Origin of the sequence: Chitinophaga sp. RCC_12, assembly GCF_041360695.1 — a bacterium.
Lineage (GTDB): Bacteria > Bacteroidota > Bacteroidia > Chitinophagales > Chitinophagaceae > Chitinophaga.
Window position 1 is genome coordinate 964,756 of record NZ_JBFUPS010000002.1, and the last position, 17,166, is coordinate 981,921.

Consider the following 17,166-nt stretch of genomic DNA (forward strand, 5'->3'; position numbering starts at 1 on the left):
TATATTAAAATATGATGGCATAAATTCCGACGGTTACGAACATTTTTATATCGTTCACCAATTAGCAACTAACGGATATGAATAAACCTGCTACATTCGTTTTAGGTTTTTCATAGGATATGGTTAAAATTCTTAAGGCGGTATTCTTACCGCTTTTTCTTTTTACAACAACAACTGTGTAAACAGTTTTCGTATAAACGTTACCGGGGCGGGATAAAAAGCAGCAGAACACTGCTTTTTATCCCGCCCCGGCGGCATTTTATAAAATACGGATTATTTCTTTTTTGCGGTAGTGGTGCCTTCGGTCCATTTAATAGGAAGACTTACGCTTACTTTATCCCAGGCGATAATCAGGTTGGCGCCGGGATCGCCTTTCTCAAATACCATGGTAAAGGCTTCTACTGCTGTATCCAGTGATAATACCGGGAGGGCAGTTCTTACCACATCTTTTTTCTGATCGTATTTAAAAGCGCCCCATACATCGGTGTCTTTATTCAGGATGATGGTCCATGTTTTTTCTGTTGGAATGGCATACAGGGTATAACGTCCTTTCGGGATATTTTTACCAGCGATAATCACGGGCCGGAAGAATTCTATTTCAGTGGCTTCGTTAGCGCCAAGACGCCATATTTTGCCATATTCTTCCAGGTTCCCGAAGATATCCCTTCCTTTGGTTTGGGGACGGCTGTAAATTACTCTGGCTACCAATGTTCCGGGTTCGCCTTTTACTTTTACAACATAGGGATACATGACAGGGTAATAGGCCATGTCCATCGGGCTGGCATCGAGTGGAGGCAGTTTTTTATCCTGCGCAGCGGCGCTTAAGCTGATTAGGCCCGCTACAAAGGCAAAAAGGAGAACTTTTTTCATCATCCTGGAAAGCTTTATTTCTTTTATAGATTATTGGCGGCAAACCTACCTTTTTTTAAGGAATCTGAAAAGCGTAGTTCTCTCATTTAACAAGCTGTTAGCGGTTTTCAATTTGCAACAGTCCTTCCACATAAGTTTGCAGCTCAGGGAAGAAATCCTGGTAGCATTCTTTCAGGGCGGCATAGTGTTCCATAAACACGGCAAATACAATATTGCCATCGGTTTCCAGGTATTTGGCCCGCCGGGCTACTCCCCTGATAGAGCTGGAAATTCCTTCTGTAGTATGGTAGTTATAGAGCCAGTTGTAGGCCTGCATATATTCAAACATCTGCAAAAAAGCTGGTGGCAGCTGTTCTGTGCGCTGGTTAATCTGGCTATAAACGTAACGGGCAAACGAATACAGGGAATCGTTTGTAAAGCGTTCCGGATCAGCAGCCAGGAAATGATCATATACCAGGTCGGTGAATACGCCGCTATATAATCCGCAGGAGGGGCGGAAAAACTGTTTAGCCCTGGCCGTTACCGGGTGTTGATCAGTAAAGTTGTCGATGGCCCGGTGTATCCGGATGCCCTGCTGGATACCTGCGGTGTAAACTGCCATGTTTTTCCTGCCCTTTACAAAATCTGCAATGAGGTTACCGGTGATCAGCTCCGGTTCACGAAAAGATAAGTAAGCATGGGCCAGGTGGTTCATCATCTCAAGATACTATTTATACAGCAATTGGCAGGGACCGGTCCATGTCTTAAAACCTTATCCATTTTAACAATTTCTTAACTCTCCGCCAAGCAACATTGGCAGGTTGGCACCAACAAACAGGCTATGGCTGGTCTGAATAGCCGTATGTCCGCCACCGGTCAGGCGGACGTTCATTAACGGATAGTCCAACTAATCATGTGCTCCCACCAGTAAAGTATGCCTTGACCACTGGGCACTTCCCGGCGTAGCTTTGACTTATCGAAACAAAAAAATTACAATCACCATAAATTTTTTCCGCCATGAAAAAACTTATCTTATTAGTCAGTGCTGCGCTCCTGTTGAGTGCCAACGTGCTTCTCGCAAGCCCTTATGAAACTACTGTTAACAAAAGGATCAACAGTACCTTCAATGAATCTTTCAACGGTGCTACCGATGTAAAATGGTACACGGATGATAATAGAACGTTTACCGCCAAGTTTACCATGAGTAATACAAAGGTAACTGCCTTCTTTAAAGAGGATGGTACCCTGCTGGCTACCTCCCGGTACCTGCAGGCAGAACAGCTGCCACTGAAAGTACTCAGTAAACTGAATAAAAAATATTCCAATACCAGCGTTTATTGTGTAGTGGAATATGCTTCTTCAGACAACGTGGTGTACTTTGTAACATTGGAGGGTACTGATACCTGGACTGTTGTCAAAACCGATGCGGATGCCAATATGAAAGTATACAGCCGTTTGAAAAAAGCTTAGTTTTAGTAGTGTTAAAAATACAGGGCCCGGGGCATTTGCTCTGGGCCCTTCTGTTTTATCCCCACGCCCCTTGCCCCTGCAAAAATTATCTTAACTTTGCCACCTGTTAAGGCTTTATTAGCCAGACTGTTAATGTATAAATGATTAAATGACATGAATAAGGGACCTGTTTCGCAATTTATCCAGCACCATTACCGCCACTTTAATGCAGCTGCATTGGTGGATGCTGCCAAAGGATATGAAACACATTTACTGGAAGGTGGTAAAATGATGGTGACGTTGGCCGGTGCGATGAGTACGGCTGAACTGGGCATTTCTTTCGCGGAAATGATCCGTCAGGGTAAAGTGGATATCATTTCCTGCACAGGCGCTAACCTGGAAGAGGATATCATGAACCTGGTAGCACATACACACTATAAGAGAGTACCTAACTACCGCGACCTGAGCCCGCAGGAAGAATGGGATCTGCTGGAGCAGGGCTTTAACCGCGTTACAGATACCTGTATCCCGGAAGAAGAAGCATTCCGCCGTATTCAGAAGCATATCTACAAAATATGGAAAGATGCTGAAGAGGCCGGTGAGCGCTTTTTCCCGCACGAATTCATGTACAAGCTCCTGCTGAGTGGCGTGATGAAAGAGCACTACGAAATTGATCCAAAGAACAGCTGGATGATTGCTGCTGCCGAAAGAAATATTCCTATCATCGTTCCGGGATGGGAAGACAGTACCATGGGTAATATCTTTGCTTCCTACTGCATCAAGGGCGACCTGAAAACGTCTACCATGAAAAGCGGTATTGAGTACATGATCTACCTGTCTGAGTGGTACCGTAGCAACTCCGCTGGTAAAGGCGTTGGCTTCTTCCAGATTGGCGGCGGTATTGCCGGCGACTTCCCGATCTGCGTGGTGCCGATGATGTACCAGGATCTGGAATGGACAGATGTTCCTTTCTGGGGTTATTTCTGCCAGATATCCGACTCCACCACTTCTTATGGTTCCTACTCCGGTGCGGTGCCTAATGAGAAAATTACCTGGGGTAAACTGGATATCCATACACCTAAGTTTATCGTAGAATCAGATGCTACTATTGTGGCGCCGCTGATGTTCGCGTATATCCTGGGATGGTAATTGACAAATAGGATATTATTATATAGAAGAGCAGCGGGGATATTACCTCCGCTGCTTTTTTTATAAGATGAATAACTCGCCGGCGATTCCATCTGCGAACAGGCGACCGGCTTTTGTTAACCGCAAGGTTTCCCCTACCCGCTCTATGCGGCCCATTCTAATATACGGTTCACTGTGCGCCAGTAAATGAATGGTATGATCGGCGCCGAACTTTTCTGCCACCCATTCCAGGTTGCATCCGGCGGAAGTACGGAGGGAGGTCATGATGTATTCGTTGAACTGCATGGCCGTAGTGAGCGACTCTATTTCAAAAGGCACGGTACCTGCCGTGATGCTTTTTATGTATTGGGCATTATTGGCGATGTTCCATTGCCGCGAAGCGCCGTTGAACGAGTGGGCCGACGGGCCCAGGCCAAGATAGGGCTTGCCCTGCCAGTAGCTGCTGTTATGCCGGGAATGCCATCCTGGTAAGGCGAAATTGGAGATTTCGTAATGTTCATAGCCGGCGGCTCCCAGCCATTCCATCAGCATTTCAAAATGCTGCGCTGCTTTGTCCGGATCGGTAGCAGCCATCTTCTTTTTCTTTATAAACTGATCCAGCGCCGTTCCCGGTTCTACGGTGAGCGCATAACACGATAAATGCGGAACGCCCAGTGCAATGGCCTGTTTCACATTTTGTTCCCAGCCTTCATTGGTAAGCGTGGGGCCTCCGTAAATAAGGTCGATGGTGATATTCTGAAACCCGAGATCCTGCGCCTGTTTGATACAATCCAGTGCCTGCCGGCTGTTGTGCGCCCGGTTCATCCAGGTAAGGTCCTCTTCGTGAAACGACTGCACGCCTATGCTGAGCCGGTTGATGCCGGCGGCTTTCAAATGGGCGAGTTTTTCAGCGGTGAGGTCGTCGGGGTTGGCTTCCAGGGTAATTTCCGCATCCTCCGCTACTGCAAAGGTGGCGCGCAGGTGCGACAGCAGCGCAGCGAGTTCCTCTTCTTTCAGCAGGCTGGGAGTGCCGCCGCCAAAGTAGATGGTGTGTACCGGGTGCTGCGCGAGATAATCCTTTTGCAGTGTGATTTCCTGCAGGATGCTATTGACCATTGCCTCCTGCTGCGACAGCGAGGTGGAAAAATGAAAATTGCAGTAGTAACAGGCCTGCTTGCAAAAAGGAATATGTAAATAAATTCCGGCCATGACGTTTTATGATTGTTTACCCGTATTGGCCGCAAAGATACCTTCTTCCCTTTACTACACTCCGGTCAACTATGGACTATTTTAATATCTTTGCGATATCATAATTACGTTTCCTTTTTGTTATGTGGGCAGGACGTTGTTAATTGCCGTTGATTCCTTTGTGTGGGAAACGGGTTATTGAAAAACCGATTTAAAGTCATTGCAAAATATTTTCCTGGTGCGAAACTGGTTACTGCTGTTATTCATTTTAGGTTATTTGCCCGTTTTGGCACAAACAACAGATTCCGCTGCGGTGCCGCCGGCAGTAAAGAAAAAGCCGGTGATTACCCGTACAGCTGCAGATTCATCGCGCGCGAAGGCGCGTACCGCTCCTGTTAAAAGAGACAGCACCAGGGCTGCTTTACCGGCAGTTGCACGCATAAAGAAAGATACCACAAAGCTCGGGAAGGATACCGCCCACCTGAAAACAGATAGCCTGGCATTGGCGGCAGTACCTAAGGTGAAGCCGGTATCAGCATATGATCTTTACCTGAAGAAGATATCGCAGGAAAACGTCTTCCTGAAACCCGGCAAACCACGGTTCGTGGATACCAACCCGATAAGACCTTACCGCAATATGGACTGGCTTATTTACCTGATGGCAGGGGTAATGCTGATCCTGAGCGTGATACGCCTGGCTTACCGGAAATATTTCTCGGATCTGTTCCGGGCCTTCCTGAATCCTACGCTGAGCCAGCGGCAATTAAAGGACCAGTTATCGCAATCGCCTTTTCCCAATATGTTGCTGAATATTTTCTTCGCTATTGTGCTTGGGCTGTATTTTTACCTGGTATTGTACCGGCAGCAGGTATTTCCGCAGGCGGAGCCCTGGTTGCTGATACCGGGTTTAATAGTGATGGTGGCCGTGGTGTATGGTTTTAAGTACGTGATGTTGCGTTTTTGCGGCTGGCTGTTCGGGAATTCTGAGCTGGCGGATGCTTATATTTTCATTCTTTACCTGATCAACAAGATTTTGGGGGTGTTGCTGGTGCCGTTTTTGGTGATAATTGCCTTCTGTACACCCGAAATAGCGCGGACTTTCCTATATATATCCTTGTTTTTTATTGTATTACTCATTATCTACAGGTATATTAGATCTTATTCACTGGTTAGGCAGTACCTATCTTTCAGTAAATTGCATTTTTTTCTTTACCTTTGCGCATTCGAAGTAGCGCCTGTTTTAATATTAACCAAGGTGCTGCAGAATATCTGGTTAACTGGTAATCCCTGATTATCGCCTATTGTTAACACAAGAGCAAAAAACGTATGATAAAAGGCGGGCCAAAAAAAGATTTGCAAGGAAAACAAATTCAGTCAATCCTAATTTCTCAACCTAAGCCTGAAACAGAAAAGTCACCCTACTTTGATCTGGCCAGGAAATTCAATATAAAATTGGATTTTTATCCGTTCATAAGGGTGGAAGGTTTGCCAGCGAAGGAGTTCAGAAAACAGAAAATCGACATTCTCAGCTTTACGGCGGTAATTTTTACCAGTCGTAACTCGGTAGACCACTTTTTCCGGATTTGTGAAGAAATGAAGATTAAGGTGTCACAGGACTGCAAATACTTTTGTATTACAGAAGCCGTGGCGTTGTATCTGCAGAAATTCATTCTTTACCGGAAGCGGAAGGTATTTTACGGAGCAGACGGTTCTACCAAAGGGGTACTGGAGGTGATGAACAAGCACCGGGATAATGAGAAATTCCTTTTCCCCAGCTCTGATAGCCAGAAGAAAGATATCGAAGAATGGCTGAAAGCAAACAAGTGCGACTATGCCACCGCTACGCTTTACAAAACCGTTTCTACAGATGTAAAGGAAGTATTGGCTGCTACTGCTTATGACATGATCGTGTTTTTCAGTCCTTCCGGCGTGAAGTCACTGTTTGAGAACATGCCTGAATTTGTGCAGAACGGGACGCACATCGGCGCCTTCGGTCCTACTACTTCCGCTGCGGTGGAAGAAGCGGGGTTAAGACTGGATGTAAAAGCACCACTTCCGCAGGCGCCTTCTATGGCAGCTGCGCTGGAGCAGTACCTGACTACATTAATAAAGAAGTAAGCAATTTTTCTGCGATAAAACTGAGCAGGGGTGGCGTAATGCCATCCCTGTTTTTTTTGCTGCGATGGCAATGCAGGGGCCGGTTTCAAAATATTTCTTTGTAATCCTGAAAAAATAAATTTCTTTGTAGAAGAAATAAGAAGATCAATCATTATTATCGCGTAGGGGGAATCCATGAATAAGCTTATCAGTGAAACCAGTCCATATCTGCTGCAGCATGCGCATAATCCTGTAAACTGGTATCCGTGGGGGGAAGAAGCCTTGCAACGTGCGTTGCAGGAGGATAAACCTATATTGGTAAGTATCGGGTATGCCGCTTGTCACTGGTGCCATGTAATGGAGCGGGAAAGCTTTGAGCAGGAAGCTACAGCTGCCATCATGAACGAACATTTTATTAATATTAAGATAGACCGGGAGGAAAGGCCCGATCTGGATCATATTTATATGGACGCCGTACAGGCTATGACCGGTGCTGGTGGCTGGCCGCTGAATGTTTTTCTTACACCGGATAAAAAGCCTTTTTATGGCGGCACTTATTTCCCGCCGGTGAAAGCATACAGCCGTCCTTCCTGGACAGATGTGCTGTTATCGCTTGCTGATGCATTTCAAAATAAACGGGAGGAGATTGAAACCCAGGCAGATAACCTGGTACAGCATATACAGCAATCAGCCCGGTTTGGGCAGCAGCCCGGGTTGCATCTAGATATTCCCTTCGAAGAATTATTTACCAAAGCGCAGTGTGACACCATTTGTGAAAATATACTGAAGCAGGCCGATACCCGGTGGGGCGGTTTTGGCCGGGCGCCAAAGTTCCCGCAAACCTTTACCATTGCTTACCTGCTGAGGTATCATCATGCGTATCAGCATCCGGAAGCGCTGCAACAGGCGTTGCTGTCGCTGGATAAAATGCTGCAGGGCGGCCTCTATGATCAGCTGGGTGGCGGGTTTGCCCGTTATTCCACCGATGAAAAGTGGCTGGCGCCTCATTTTGAAAAGATGTTGTATGATAATGCGCTGCTCCTGGATGTGTTGTGCGATGCTTATCAGCTGACACACAACGAGGTATATGCCCAAACGGTCAGGGATACGATGGACTTTATTACCCGTGAAATGACCGCTCCCGGAGGAGGCTTCTATGCCGCGCTGGACGCAGATTCTGAAGGTGTGGAAGGAAAGTTTTATACCTGGAGCAAAGCGGAGATCCATCATATCCTGGGGGAACAGGCAAAGCCTTTCTGCGAGTATTATGATGTAACGGATCATGGCAACTGGGAGGAACAGAATATTTTATGGGTACAACAGCCGCTGCTGGATTTCGCGGCGGAAAAAGGATATGACGCGGATATTTTCGGCGCCATGTTAAAAGGTTGCCGGGAGAAGTTGCTGGCGGTAAGGGCTAACCGTATCCGGCCGGGATTGGACGATAAGATCCTGCTGGGATGGAATGCCATGATGGTACATGCCTGCTGTAAGGCTTATGCGGCACTTGGCGTACCAGCTTACAGGGAGATGGCTATCCGCAATATGGATTTCTGTTTATCGAATTTCCGCCAGGAGGCTGCCGGTAGTGCCTTTTACCATACATGGAAACAGGACCAGGCGAAGTATCCGGCGTTCCTGGACGATTATGCGTGTTTGATCCGGGCGCTGATAGCGTTGCAGGAAGTTACCGGCGACGCCCGGTATTTATATGAGGCGCGTGATATTACGGCCTTTGTGATCGCTCATTTTGGTGATGAAGCCGGGCAGTTCTTTTACTATACCATTGAGGGTCAGAATGATGTGATTGTGCGGAAGAAGGAAATCTACGATGGGGCAGTGCCCAGTGGAAATGCGGTGATGATGCAGAACCTTTGGTACCTTTCTGTTGTTTTTGATGAGAAGGATTGGGCAAACCGCTGTGTGGGAGCCGTTTCCAGCCTGTCGCAAACGATAGTGAGATACCCTACCTCCTTTGGCGTGTGGGCGAGCCAGTTATTACAGCTGGTAAAAGGTACCCCCGAACTGGCCATTGTCGGAAAAAATTTCAGGGAAAGAATGGATGAAGCGGGAAAATGGTTTATCCCGTACAGGATTCTTGTCGGCGCAGAAAAAAATATTCCGGCGATTCCCCTGCTGACCGGGCGGGAGCAGGAAAATGACACTTTAGTTTATTTATGTAAAGATTATCATTGCATTAAGCCCGTACATTATATAGAAGAAATTATTAATTTAATATAATAATTATGTAACTTGCCTCTCGTAAGGGAGGCTATTGATTCAATAAATGTTATTACGTTTATATAATAAAATGTTAAAAGGTGCGTTTAAACTAGTTACAGAACGGATATAAGGCGAATTGAAAAAGTTGGATAAAAAGTCACTACGGATTAAAATTAATTATTACATTTGCTATCTTTCATATAAACAAAGCGGGTGAAAAAAATGAGAATTGTGTTCCCTTGTATACAGGCAAATCACACCAGGCTGGTTAATAGAAAAAACATATTCTGATGAAAGCTACCCTTATGAAGCTTAACTATGTAAAAGGTCTGTTGGCAGTTTTGCTGGTTTCCCTGCTGGCCAGCTGTGGCGGTAGTAAAACCCCTAAAAATGCGCAAGGGCAATTGATCGGCGTAAGTCCGAGACCGAAGTACTCTCCCCCTGTACCGTACGGGATGGTATACGTACCAGCCGGAACTTTTCACATGGGTCCCAGTGATGAGGACGTAAACTATGCATACACGGCACGTAACAAGTCGATTTCAATTTCCGGCTTCTATATGGATGCTACGGAAATTACGAATAACGAGTACCGCCAGTTTGTGAATTGGGTACAGGACTCTATTGCACACATTTTGCTGGGTCATGTAAAATCTGATGATGGTCATGATATTATTGACTGGAAGCAGAAGATTGTCTATAAAGACAAGGCTACCATGGAAAAACTGGATGCGATGGTGTATACCGAAGCAGACCGGTTATACGGCCGCAAGGATATTGATGTGGGCAAACTGATTTACCACCAGGAAACCTTTAACTGGGATAAAGCGAAGCTGAGAGAAAATTTCGGTAAGCCGCGTTCTACTTTTATTGTAAAGAAAGACGTGCCCATTTACCCGGATACACTGTGCTGGATCAGGGATTTCTCATATGCCTATAACGAGCCGATGACACGTATGTACTTCTGGCACCCGGCGTTTGATAACTATCCGGTAGTAGGTGTAAACTGGCACCAGGCAACTGCCTTCTGCGAATGGAGAAGTAAATTCTGGGAAGACTACCGCGCCAGCAAGAAGCTGTTTACGGAAGATAAATTCCAGTTACCTTCTGAAGCGCAGTGGGAATATGCCGCCCGTGGCGGAAGAGAGCAAACGCCTTACCCTTGGGGCGGTTACTACATCCGTAATAAAAAAGGATGTTTGCTGGCTAACTTCAAGCCCGGTCGTGGTAATTATCCGGAAGATGGTGGTTTTTACACCGTTCGTGCAGATGCTTACTGGCCTAATGATTATGGCTTATATAACATGTCCGGCAACGTTGCGGAATGGACAGCAGATATCTTTTACGAAAATGCCTATTCTTTCACATCAGATATGAACCCATATCTGAGAATGGATGTACCGGATGATGCACCATTAAAGATGAAGCGTAAAGCAATCAGGGGTGGTTCATGGAAAGACGTAGGATATTTCCTTCAAACCGGAACCAGAACATATGAGTATCAGGACAGTTCGAAATCTTATGTTGGTTTCAGATGTACCATTGCCCTGAGCAGACGAGTGAAGCACAGATAGGATAATCAATAAATAATAGCCTGTATTTATTAACACCAAAGAAACCTTTAGTATGTACACTATTATGAGTAAATCAGTGAGAATTAACTATTCCATACAGACTTTAACTAACATTTTAACCAGTAAATTTTAACCTATGGCTATGAATCCTAACAAAGCTAAATGGCTGAACTTTTTCGTATGTATTGCGGCTTCCGTGGTAATCGTGGGAGCATTGTTCAAATTACAGCACTGGCGCGGAGCTGACATCGCTTTGATCCTGGGTCTGAGCGTAGAAGCGCTGATCTTTTTCGTTTACGCTTTTGTACCTGATTCCGGCGCACACACGGAAGGCCAGGTGGTAGCAGTAGCAGGAAGTCCAGCTGTAGCCGGTTTGGACAAAATGCTCCAGGAAGCAGACATTACACCTGCCAACCTGCAGCGCTTAAGCGAAAACTTCCAGAAACTGGGTACTACCGTTGATAAAATGAGAGATATCAGCGATGTAGTTGCAGCCACCGGAGATTACACACAGAAAACAAGAGAAGCTGCCAGCGCTATCGGTAATGTAGCAAATGCTTATACTACAGCCGCTGCTGCCGTATCTTCTTTCAACAGTGCATCAGAATCTACTAAAGATTTCCATGTACAGATGCAGGGTATGACTAAAAATCTGGCTTCCCTCAATGCTATCTACGAACTGGAACTCCAGGACACCAACAACCACCTGAAAGCAATGAATTCATTCTACAGCAACCTGCAGAATGCTTCCAGTGCGATGAGTGGCAGCATTGAAGATGCCAAGAAAACACAGGAACAAATTTCCCTGCTCGCTAAAAACCTCAGCAACCTGAACTCAATTTATGGTAATATGCTGAGCGCTATGCACGGAGGAAGATAAGGTAACGCTAATAGTTTCTGAATTAACACATATCAATTAAATCTGAAAACAAACTATGGCACTACCTAAAGATCCTAGGCAGAAGATGATCAACATCATGTACCTGGTCTTGACGGCCATGCTGGCGTTGAACGTCTCTGCTGAAATATTGAACGCTTTTAGTATCGTAAATAATTCAATCAATACTTCAAATAAATCCTTAGCTGACAAGAATGACTTCATCTACAAACAATTTGATGCACAGATGAAGGATAATGCGGAAAAAACAGCACCTCTCAGAGCAAAAGCCCAGCAGGTGAAACAAATATCCGCCAGCATGTATGATTACGTAGAGTCCTTAAAGAAAACCATCATCACAGAAAGTGGTGGCCTGGACGAACATGGTGAAATTAAGGATAAAGCCGGACTGGACGCTCCTACCAGGGTAATGGAGAATATGAAGAAAGGTCCTGAACTGGAAGCTAAATTGAAAGATTTACGTAACCAATTACTCTCTTTCGTTGATCCTAAAAAGAAAGATCAATTCACAAGAACTTTACCACTGAAAATTGAAGTAGGTAAATCAAATGATGAACATGGCGGCGGTCCGAAATCATGGACTACCTACCACTTCAACATGGTACCTACTATTGCTGCAGTAACCATCCTGGGTAAATTCCAGAATGATATCAAAAACTCTGAGTCTGCCATTATCGATGACCTGTTCCGTCAGATTGATGCGAACACATTTAAATTCGATAAAGTAAGACCATTTATCTCCCTGAATTCCAAAAACCTCATGGAAGGACAAACCTTAACTGCCAACATCGCAGTAGGTGCTTACAGCACTACGGTTAATCCGACTATTGTTGTAAATGGTTCTACCATTGAAGCACATGAAGGTTTAGGAGTATATACTGTTCCTGTTTCCGGCATTGGTGAAAAAACATTAACCGGGTCTATTACCTTACCTAGCCCAACTGGTGGCGCTCCTGAATCCTATTCCTTTACCGAAACTTATAATGTAGGTGCTTCTGCTACCTCCATCTCCGCAGACAAAATGAACGTGCTGTATATCGGCCTCCAGAATCCTATTTCGATTTCTGCTGCCGGCGTACCTGCCGAACAGGTGTCTGCTTCTATATCAGGTGGTAATATGACCAAACGCGGTTCCGGCGAATACCTTGTAACTGTTAGCCAACCAGGCAAAGCAGTGATTAACGTAGTCGCTAACATCGATGGAAAAACCAAATCACTCGGTCAGAAAGAATTCCGTGTGAAACGTGTTCCGGATCCGGTGTTGAAAGTGGGAGTTAATAAAGGCGGCAGCATGAAGGCAGCTGACTTTAAAGTACAGGGTGGCTTACGTGCCGACCTCGAAGATTTTGAATTTGAAGGCGTGAAATATGAAGTAATCGGTTACCGCGTAGGTATCTCTGCAAAAGGCAAAGAGTACCAGGAAGGTGATGCTACTTCTGCTTATTTCCCCGGAAATGTAGCCGCATCCATCCGTTCTCTACGCCCAGGCGATGAAGTTTTCTTTGAAAACGTAAAAGTGAAAGGCCCGGATAATGTGGTTCGTTCCATGCCGAGTACTATATTTAAATTAAACTAACGGTCCATTAATTACTGAATTATGCGAGCAGTAATATTTAACAGAATTGGTTGGTGCACTCTTTTGCTGGTGATGCTGGCAACAGCTGCTGATGCGCAACGCCGTGGCGGTACAACCCGCCGCAGAACTGCTACTACAGCAACACCTGCACCGGATAGCGTAGTAAACCCGGCAACCGGGAATGCGGTAGCGCCTCCTCCTCCATCTTCTGCTCCTCCTGCTTCTCTGCGTACGGATGGTATATCAGCCCCGCTGGTAGATACTCCGCGCAAATCACTGCGAGTGGATGGTGTGGTGGAAAGAAACCTTGCCAGAGAACGTACACCCATCGCCTACGACTACATCCGCGAGGATGACAGGTTCTGGGAAAAACGTGTATGGCAGGTAATCGATATCAGGGAAAAGATCAACCTCCCCTTCCAATATAACGTGGAAGATGAGTCTGGTACCAATCAGCTGTTCATCAATATTTTGCTCGACGCTATCAAGAATAAAGAGATAGAAGCCTTCAACGCTGTTGACGACCGCTTCACCACTGTAATGCCCTACTCCGAAATACAAACTAAACTCGCAGGCGAAGAAAGAACCGTACGCAGTATAGATCCGGTAACCGGCGAAGAAAAAATGGTGACTACCCGCGACGACTTCGATGCACGTACCATTAAACAGTACAAAATAAAAGAAGTTTGGGTATTCGACAAAGAAGCTTCCGCCCTCAAAGTTCGTATACTGGGTATAGCTCCTATGGTATCCCGCATAAATGAAGATGGCAGCATACGCGCATCCATCCCTTTATTCTGGGTGTATTATCCGGATTGCCGCGCTATCCTGGCCAAGCACGATGTGTATAACCAGAATAACGATGCATCCACTATCAGCTGGGAAGACCTTTTTGAAATGCGCTTCTTTGGCAGCTACATAGTAAAGGAAAACAATACCTACAACCGCGAGATCAAGGACTATATTAAAGATGGTACCATGCGCCTCCTGGAAGGACAAGGTATTCACGACCGTATCTTTAATAAAGAGCAGGACCTCTGGCAGTATTAATCAAATAATGATCACTGATCAATACGGAAAGGCAATCAGTTTATGCTGATTGCCTTTCTTTTTTTATCTTTCCGTATGTCCCTTCAGCAGCTACATAAAATCGTTTTCCAGATCATGCCTCTCCCGGATACCGTATGGGAGGCACTGGCAGCCTGCTGGCATCCGGTGCAGTTTAAACGCAGGGAAGTAATGACCGCAGCCGGGGAAATAGAAAAGTATCTATACTTCGTAACAGCCGGCGTACAGCGTGTTTTTGCCCTGGAAGGCGAAAAGGAATCTACGATCGTATTCACCTACACCGGCTCCTTCTCTGGCGTATTGGATTCTTTCCAGCTTCAGCAACCATCACCCTGGTACCTCGAAACCCTTACACACAGCGAATTCCTGCGGATGACGTACGCCGATTTTAACCGGCTTGCCCTGCAATATCCTGTCATTGAAAGATGGGCCAGACTGGGAACTGCTGCCGCACTGGCCGGGGTATTGGAAAGACATAAAGAATTGCTGTCTTTCACCGCAGAACAAAAATTCAGGCAACTGCTAACCCGCAGCCCGCAGGTATTACAGCTGATTCCGCATAAATACCTGGCCTCCTATCTCGGCATCGATCCCGCTACTTTCAGCAAACTGCTAAGTACTGTGAAGCTATAAAATGTTGATCTGCACAAAGATTTTTTACAGGTAACCCACCTAATTTTGTATTAAATCGAACCGAATATGAACCGCGTTAACAGTGATGAGCTCCTGCAGGATTTACGAAGGAAAAATGCAGCCATGCAATACCAGGCAGAAAGCCGTTTCGGCGGGCAGCCCGATGCTGTTTTACAACATGCACCCGGTCCCGGCCAGTGGAGTGCCGCACAATGCCTGGAGCACCTGAATACTTACGGCCGGTTTTATTTGCCGGCGTTGGACCAGGCCATTACCCGCGGGGAACAACGTAACAGCCGGCCTGCTCCCTTCTTCCGCAGCAGCTGGATCGGCGCATGGTTTACCCGCCTCATGGAACCTGCCGCAGATGGCAACCTGCGTTCCCGTATGAAATCCCCTAAAGGACACCTGCCATCCGTTCAGCCGGATGTGGAGGCGGTGCTGCGGGAGTTTATTGATCAGCAGGAACAGATGAGAGATTTATTGTTGCGCGCAGAAAAAGTAAATATTCAACAGCTGAAAGTAACTACTTCCCTGTCGCGGTTTATAAAATTATCTGCCGGAGATACCTTTGGTTTTTTAACGGCACACATTCGCCGGCATATGTTGCAGGCGGAACGTGCCATCGGCACCAGGCAGCAGGCAAAAAAGGCCGTATAGCCGTTAATGTTATACGCCTTCTTTATGGAAGTGTTCCCAGATCAGTTTTGCTTTGGCGGCGCCCACTTCTTTTACAAGGTCCTCCTGCGTGAGCAATTTGATCTTCGCTACCGAACGGAATGTTTTCAGCAGTTGGGTAGCCGTATTTTCGCCGATGCCTTTAATGCTTTCCAGCTCATTTTTAAAGGTGCCTTTACTTCTTTTCTGGCGGTGGAAAGTAATACCAAAGCGGTGTACCTCATCACGCACCCGGCGGATAAGTTTCAGGCTTTCGCTGTTATAGGGCAATTTGATACTTTCGGAATCTCCCGGGAAAAATATTTCTTCTTCATTTTTTGCAAGGCCCACTACTGTCATGCTACCTATGAGGTTCAGCTCACGGATGCTTTCCATAGCAGAGCCCAGCTGGCCTTTACCACCATCGATGATTACCAGTTGAGGAAGTGGTTGCTGCTCTGCGAGGAGGCGGTTATACCGCCTGAAAACTATTTCTTTCATGGAAGCAAAGTCATTGATCCCTTCCACTGTTTTAATATTGAAATGCCGGTAATCTTTTTTGGAAGCAACGCCGTCTTTAAACACTACGCAGGCGGCTACCGGATAACTGCCCTGGAAGTTGGAGTTATCAAAGCATTCGATGTGCTCTGGTAGCACCGGCAATTCGAGGTCGGCCTGCAACTGGTACAGCACCTGTTTCCGTTCCATGTCCGACTTTCCTTCCAGGTGCAGGATCTTCTTCCGGTATAATTCTTCTTTAAAATAATTCACATTCTTTTCCGACAATTCCAGCAGCTTCTTTTTATCGCCGCCTTTGGGAACGGTGACGGTAACATTGCTTTCCGGGTATACTAACGGGAACGGCACTACGATTTCCGAGTTGATGCTTTTAAATACTTCCCGGAGATAGGCAATGGCATAGGCCAGTACTTCCTCGTCGCTTTCTTCCAGTTGTTTTTCCAGCGTTACGGTTTTGGTATCAGCAATAGTGCCGTTGAGAATGCGCAGGTAGTTTACGTAAGCATGATTTCCTTCACTGATAATTGAAAACACATCCACATTACCCATGCGGGTATTTACGATGGTGGATTTAGCGGAATAGTCTTCCAGGCTTGCTATTTTTTTCCGCATGATTTCCGCTTTCTCAAATTCCATCTTCGACACATGCTCCAGCATTTGTTCTTTGAACAGGTTTACTACCGGGGTAAGATTGCCTTTTAATACGTTCTTTACCTGCTGTAATCCTTCGCGGTAGTCTTCCTGTGTTTGCAGCCCTTCACAGGGACCTTTGCAGTTTCCCAGGTGATATTCGAGGCATACTTTGAATTTTCCTTTACGGATATTCTCTTCCGATAAGTTGAGGTTACAGGTGCGGAGAGGAATATTGTATTTGATTACATCCAGTATTTCCCTTACCCGTCCAACGGAAGTGAATGGCCCCAGGTAGTCGGATCCGTCTTTAATAACGTTGCGGGTGAAAAATACCCGTGGAAAGGACTCATGTTTGATAACAATATAAGGGTAGGTTTTATCATCTTTCAGATTGATATTATACCTGGGCTTGAATTGTTTGATGAGTGAATTTTCCAGGAGGAAAGCATCCTGCTCAGAGTCGACGATTGTGAACTCAATATGATGGATGTGTTCGACCAGTTTGCGGGTTTTATAGTTGTCGTGATTTTTTACAAAATAGGAACTTACTCTTTTGCGCAAACTTTTGGCTTTCCCTACATAAAGAAGGGTGCCGGCTTCATCGTAGTATTTATAGATACCGGCATCTCCCGGTATGGTATGTGATATTTGCTGAAACTCCGCTGCTGTCATGT

At 45.9% G+C, this 17,166-nt stretch carries 15 protein-coding genes; 11 read left to right on the top strand and 4 right to left on the bottom strand.

The window, feature by feature from the left end; translation table 11 throughout:
- Nucleotides 1-273: 273 nt before the first annotated feature.
- Nucleotides 274-870 (bottom strand): DUF2911 domain-containing protein, encoded by a 597-nt coding sequence (locus AB6805_RS09285; RefSeq protein WP_370909150.1) that lies wholly within the window; start codon nucleotides 868-870, stop codon nucleotides 274-276.
- A 97-nt stretch (nucleotides 871-967) separates the two neighbouring features.
- The gene (locus tag AB6805_RS09290; RefSeq protein ID WP_370909151.1) at nucleotides 968-1,567 is read right to left on the bottom strand and encodes an ACP phosphodiesterase; all 600 of its coding nucleotides are present in this window, start codon (nucleotides 1,565-1,567) and stop codon (nucleotides 968-970) included.
- Between the two features lie 299 nt (nucleotides 1,568-1,866).
- Here AB6805_RS09290 and AB6805_RS09295 point away from each other — a divergent pair, with 299 nt between their 5' ends.
- Both AB6805_RS09295 and AB6805_RS09300 read left to right on the top strand, forming a co-directional pair.
- Nucleotides 1,867-2,319 carry a hypothetical protein gene (locus AB6805_RS09295; protein ID WP_370909152.1) on the top strand — a complete coding sequence of 151 codons (453 nt, stop codon included), beginning with the start codon at nucleotides 1,867-1,869 and terminating at the stop codon, nucleotides 2,317-2,319.
- Nucleotides 2,320-2,472: 153 nt separating this feature from the next.
- Nucleotides 2,473-3,447 carry a deoxyhypusine synthase family protein gene (locus tag AB6805_RS09300; RefSeq protein ID WP_370909153.1) on the top strand — a complete coding sequence of 325 codons (975 nt, stop codon included), beginning with the start codon at nucleotides 2,473-2,475 and terminating at the stop codon, nucleotides 3,445-3,447.
- A 60-nt stretch (nucleotides 3,448-3,507) separates the two neighbouring features.
- Here the strand turns inward: AB6805_RS09300 and hemW are convergent, their stop codons facing one another.
- Nucleotides 3,508-4,635: a radical SAM family heme chaperone HemW gene (gene hemW, locus AB6805_RS09305; protein ID WP_370909154.1), complete on the bottom strand. Its 1,128-nt coding sequence runs from the start codon at nucleotides 4,633-4,635 to the stop codon at nucleotides 3,508-3,510.
- Between the two features lie 265 nt (nucleotides 4,636-4,900).
- Here hemW and AB6805_RS09310 point away from each other — a divergent pair, with 265 nt between their 5' ends.
- The 9 genes from AB6805_RS09310 (at nucleotide 4,901) to AB6805_RS09350 (ending at nucleotide 15,343) form a co-directional block, all read left to right on the top strand.
- Nucleotides 4,901-5,905: a DUF4271 domain-containing protein gene (locus AB6805_RS09310; protein ID WP_370909155.1), complete on the top strand. Its 1,005-nt coding sequence runs from the start codon at nucleotides 4,901-4,903 to the stop codon at nucleotides 5,903-5,905.
- Between the two features lie 35 nt (nucleotides 5,906-5,940).
- Entirely contained in the window at nucleotides 5,941-6,732 is a 792-nt protein-coding gene (locus AB6805_RS09315) for a uroporphyrinogen-III synthase (RefSeq protein WP_079469908.1), read from the top strand.
- A gap of 174 nt (nucleotides 6,733-6,906) precedes the next feature.
- A complete protein-coding gene (locus tag AB6805_RS09320; RefSeq protein WP_370909156.1) occupies nucleotides 6,907-8,952 on the top strand; it encodes a thioredoxin domain-containing protein in 2,046 nt (681 codons plus the stop codon).
- A 272-nt stretch (nucleotides 8,953-9,224) separates the two neighbouring features.
- Nucleotides 9,225-10,508 carry an SUMF1/EgtB/PvdO family nonheme iron enzyme gene (locus AB6805_RS09325; RefSeq protein WP_370909157.1) on the top strand — a complete coding sequence of 428 codons (1,284 nt, stop codon included), beginning with the start codon at nucleotides 9,225-9,227 and terminating at the stop codon, nucleotides 10,506-10,508.
- Nucleotides 10,509-10,644: 136 nt separating this feature from the next.
- Nucleotides 10,645-11,388, top strand: a complete 744-nt coding sequence (gldL, locus tag AB6805_RS09330; protein WP_370909158.1) for a gliding motility protein GldL — start codon at nucleotides 10,645-10,647, stop codon at nucleotides 11,386-11,388.
- 55 nt (nucleotides 11,389-11,443) lie between these two features.
- Entirely contained in the window at nucleotides 11,444-12,982 is a 1,539-nt protein-coding gene (gene gldM, locus AB6805_RS09335; protein WP_370909159.1) for a gliding motility protein GldM, read from the top strand.
- A gap of 21 nt (nucleotides 12,983-13,003) precedes the next feature.
- Nucleotides 13,004-14,032 (top strand): gliding motility protein GldN, encoded by a 1,029-nt coding sequence (gldN, locus tag AB6805_RS09340; RefSeq protein ID WP_370909160.1) that lies wholly within the window; start codon nucleotides 13,004-13,006, stop codon nucleotides 14,030-14,032.
- A 75-nt stretch (nucleotides 14,033-14,107) separates the two neighbouring features.
- Nucleotides 14,108-14,683, top strand: coding sequence for a Crp/Fnr family transcriptional regulator (locus AB6805_RS09345; protein WP_370909161.1), 576 nt, complete (start codon nucleotides 14,108-14,110; stop codon nucleotides 14,681-14,683).
- Between the two features lie 66 nt (nucleotides 14,684-14,749).
- On the top strand, nucleotides 14,750-15,343 hold the full coding sequence (locus tag AB6805_RS09350; RefSeq protein WP_370909162.1) for a DinB family protein: 594 nt from the start codon (nucleotides 14,750-14,752) through the stop codon (nucleotides 15,341-15,343).
- A gap of 9 nt (nucleotides 15,344-15,352) precedes the next feature.
- On the opposite strand, the gene uvrC is transcribed toward AB6805_RS09350, so the two are convergent.
- Nucleotides 15,353-17,164, bottom strand: coding sequence for an excinuclease ABC subunit UvrC (uvrC, locus tag AB6805_RS09355; RefSeq protein WP_370909163.1), 1,812 nt, complete (start codon nucleotides 17,162-17,164; stop codon nucleotides 15,353-15,355).
- Nucleotides 17,165-17,166 lie beyond the last annotated feature (2 nt).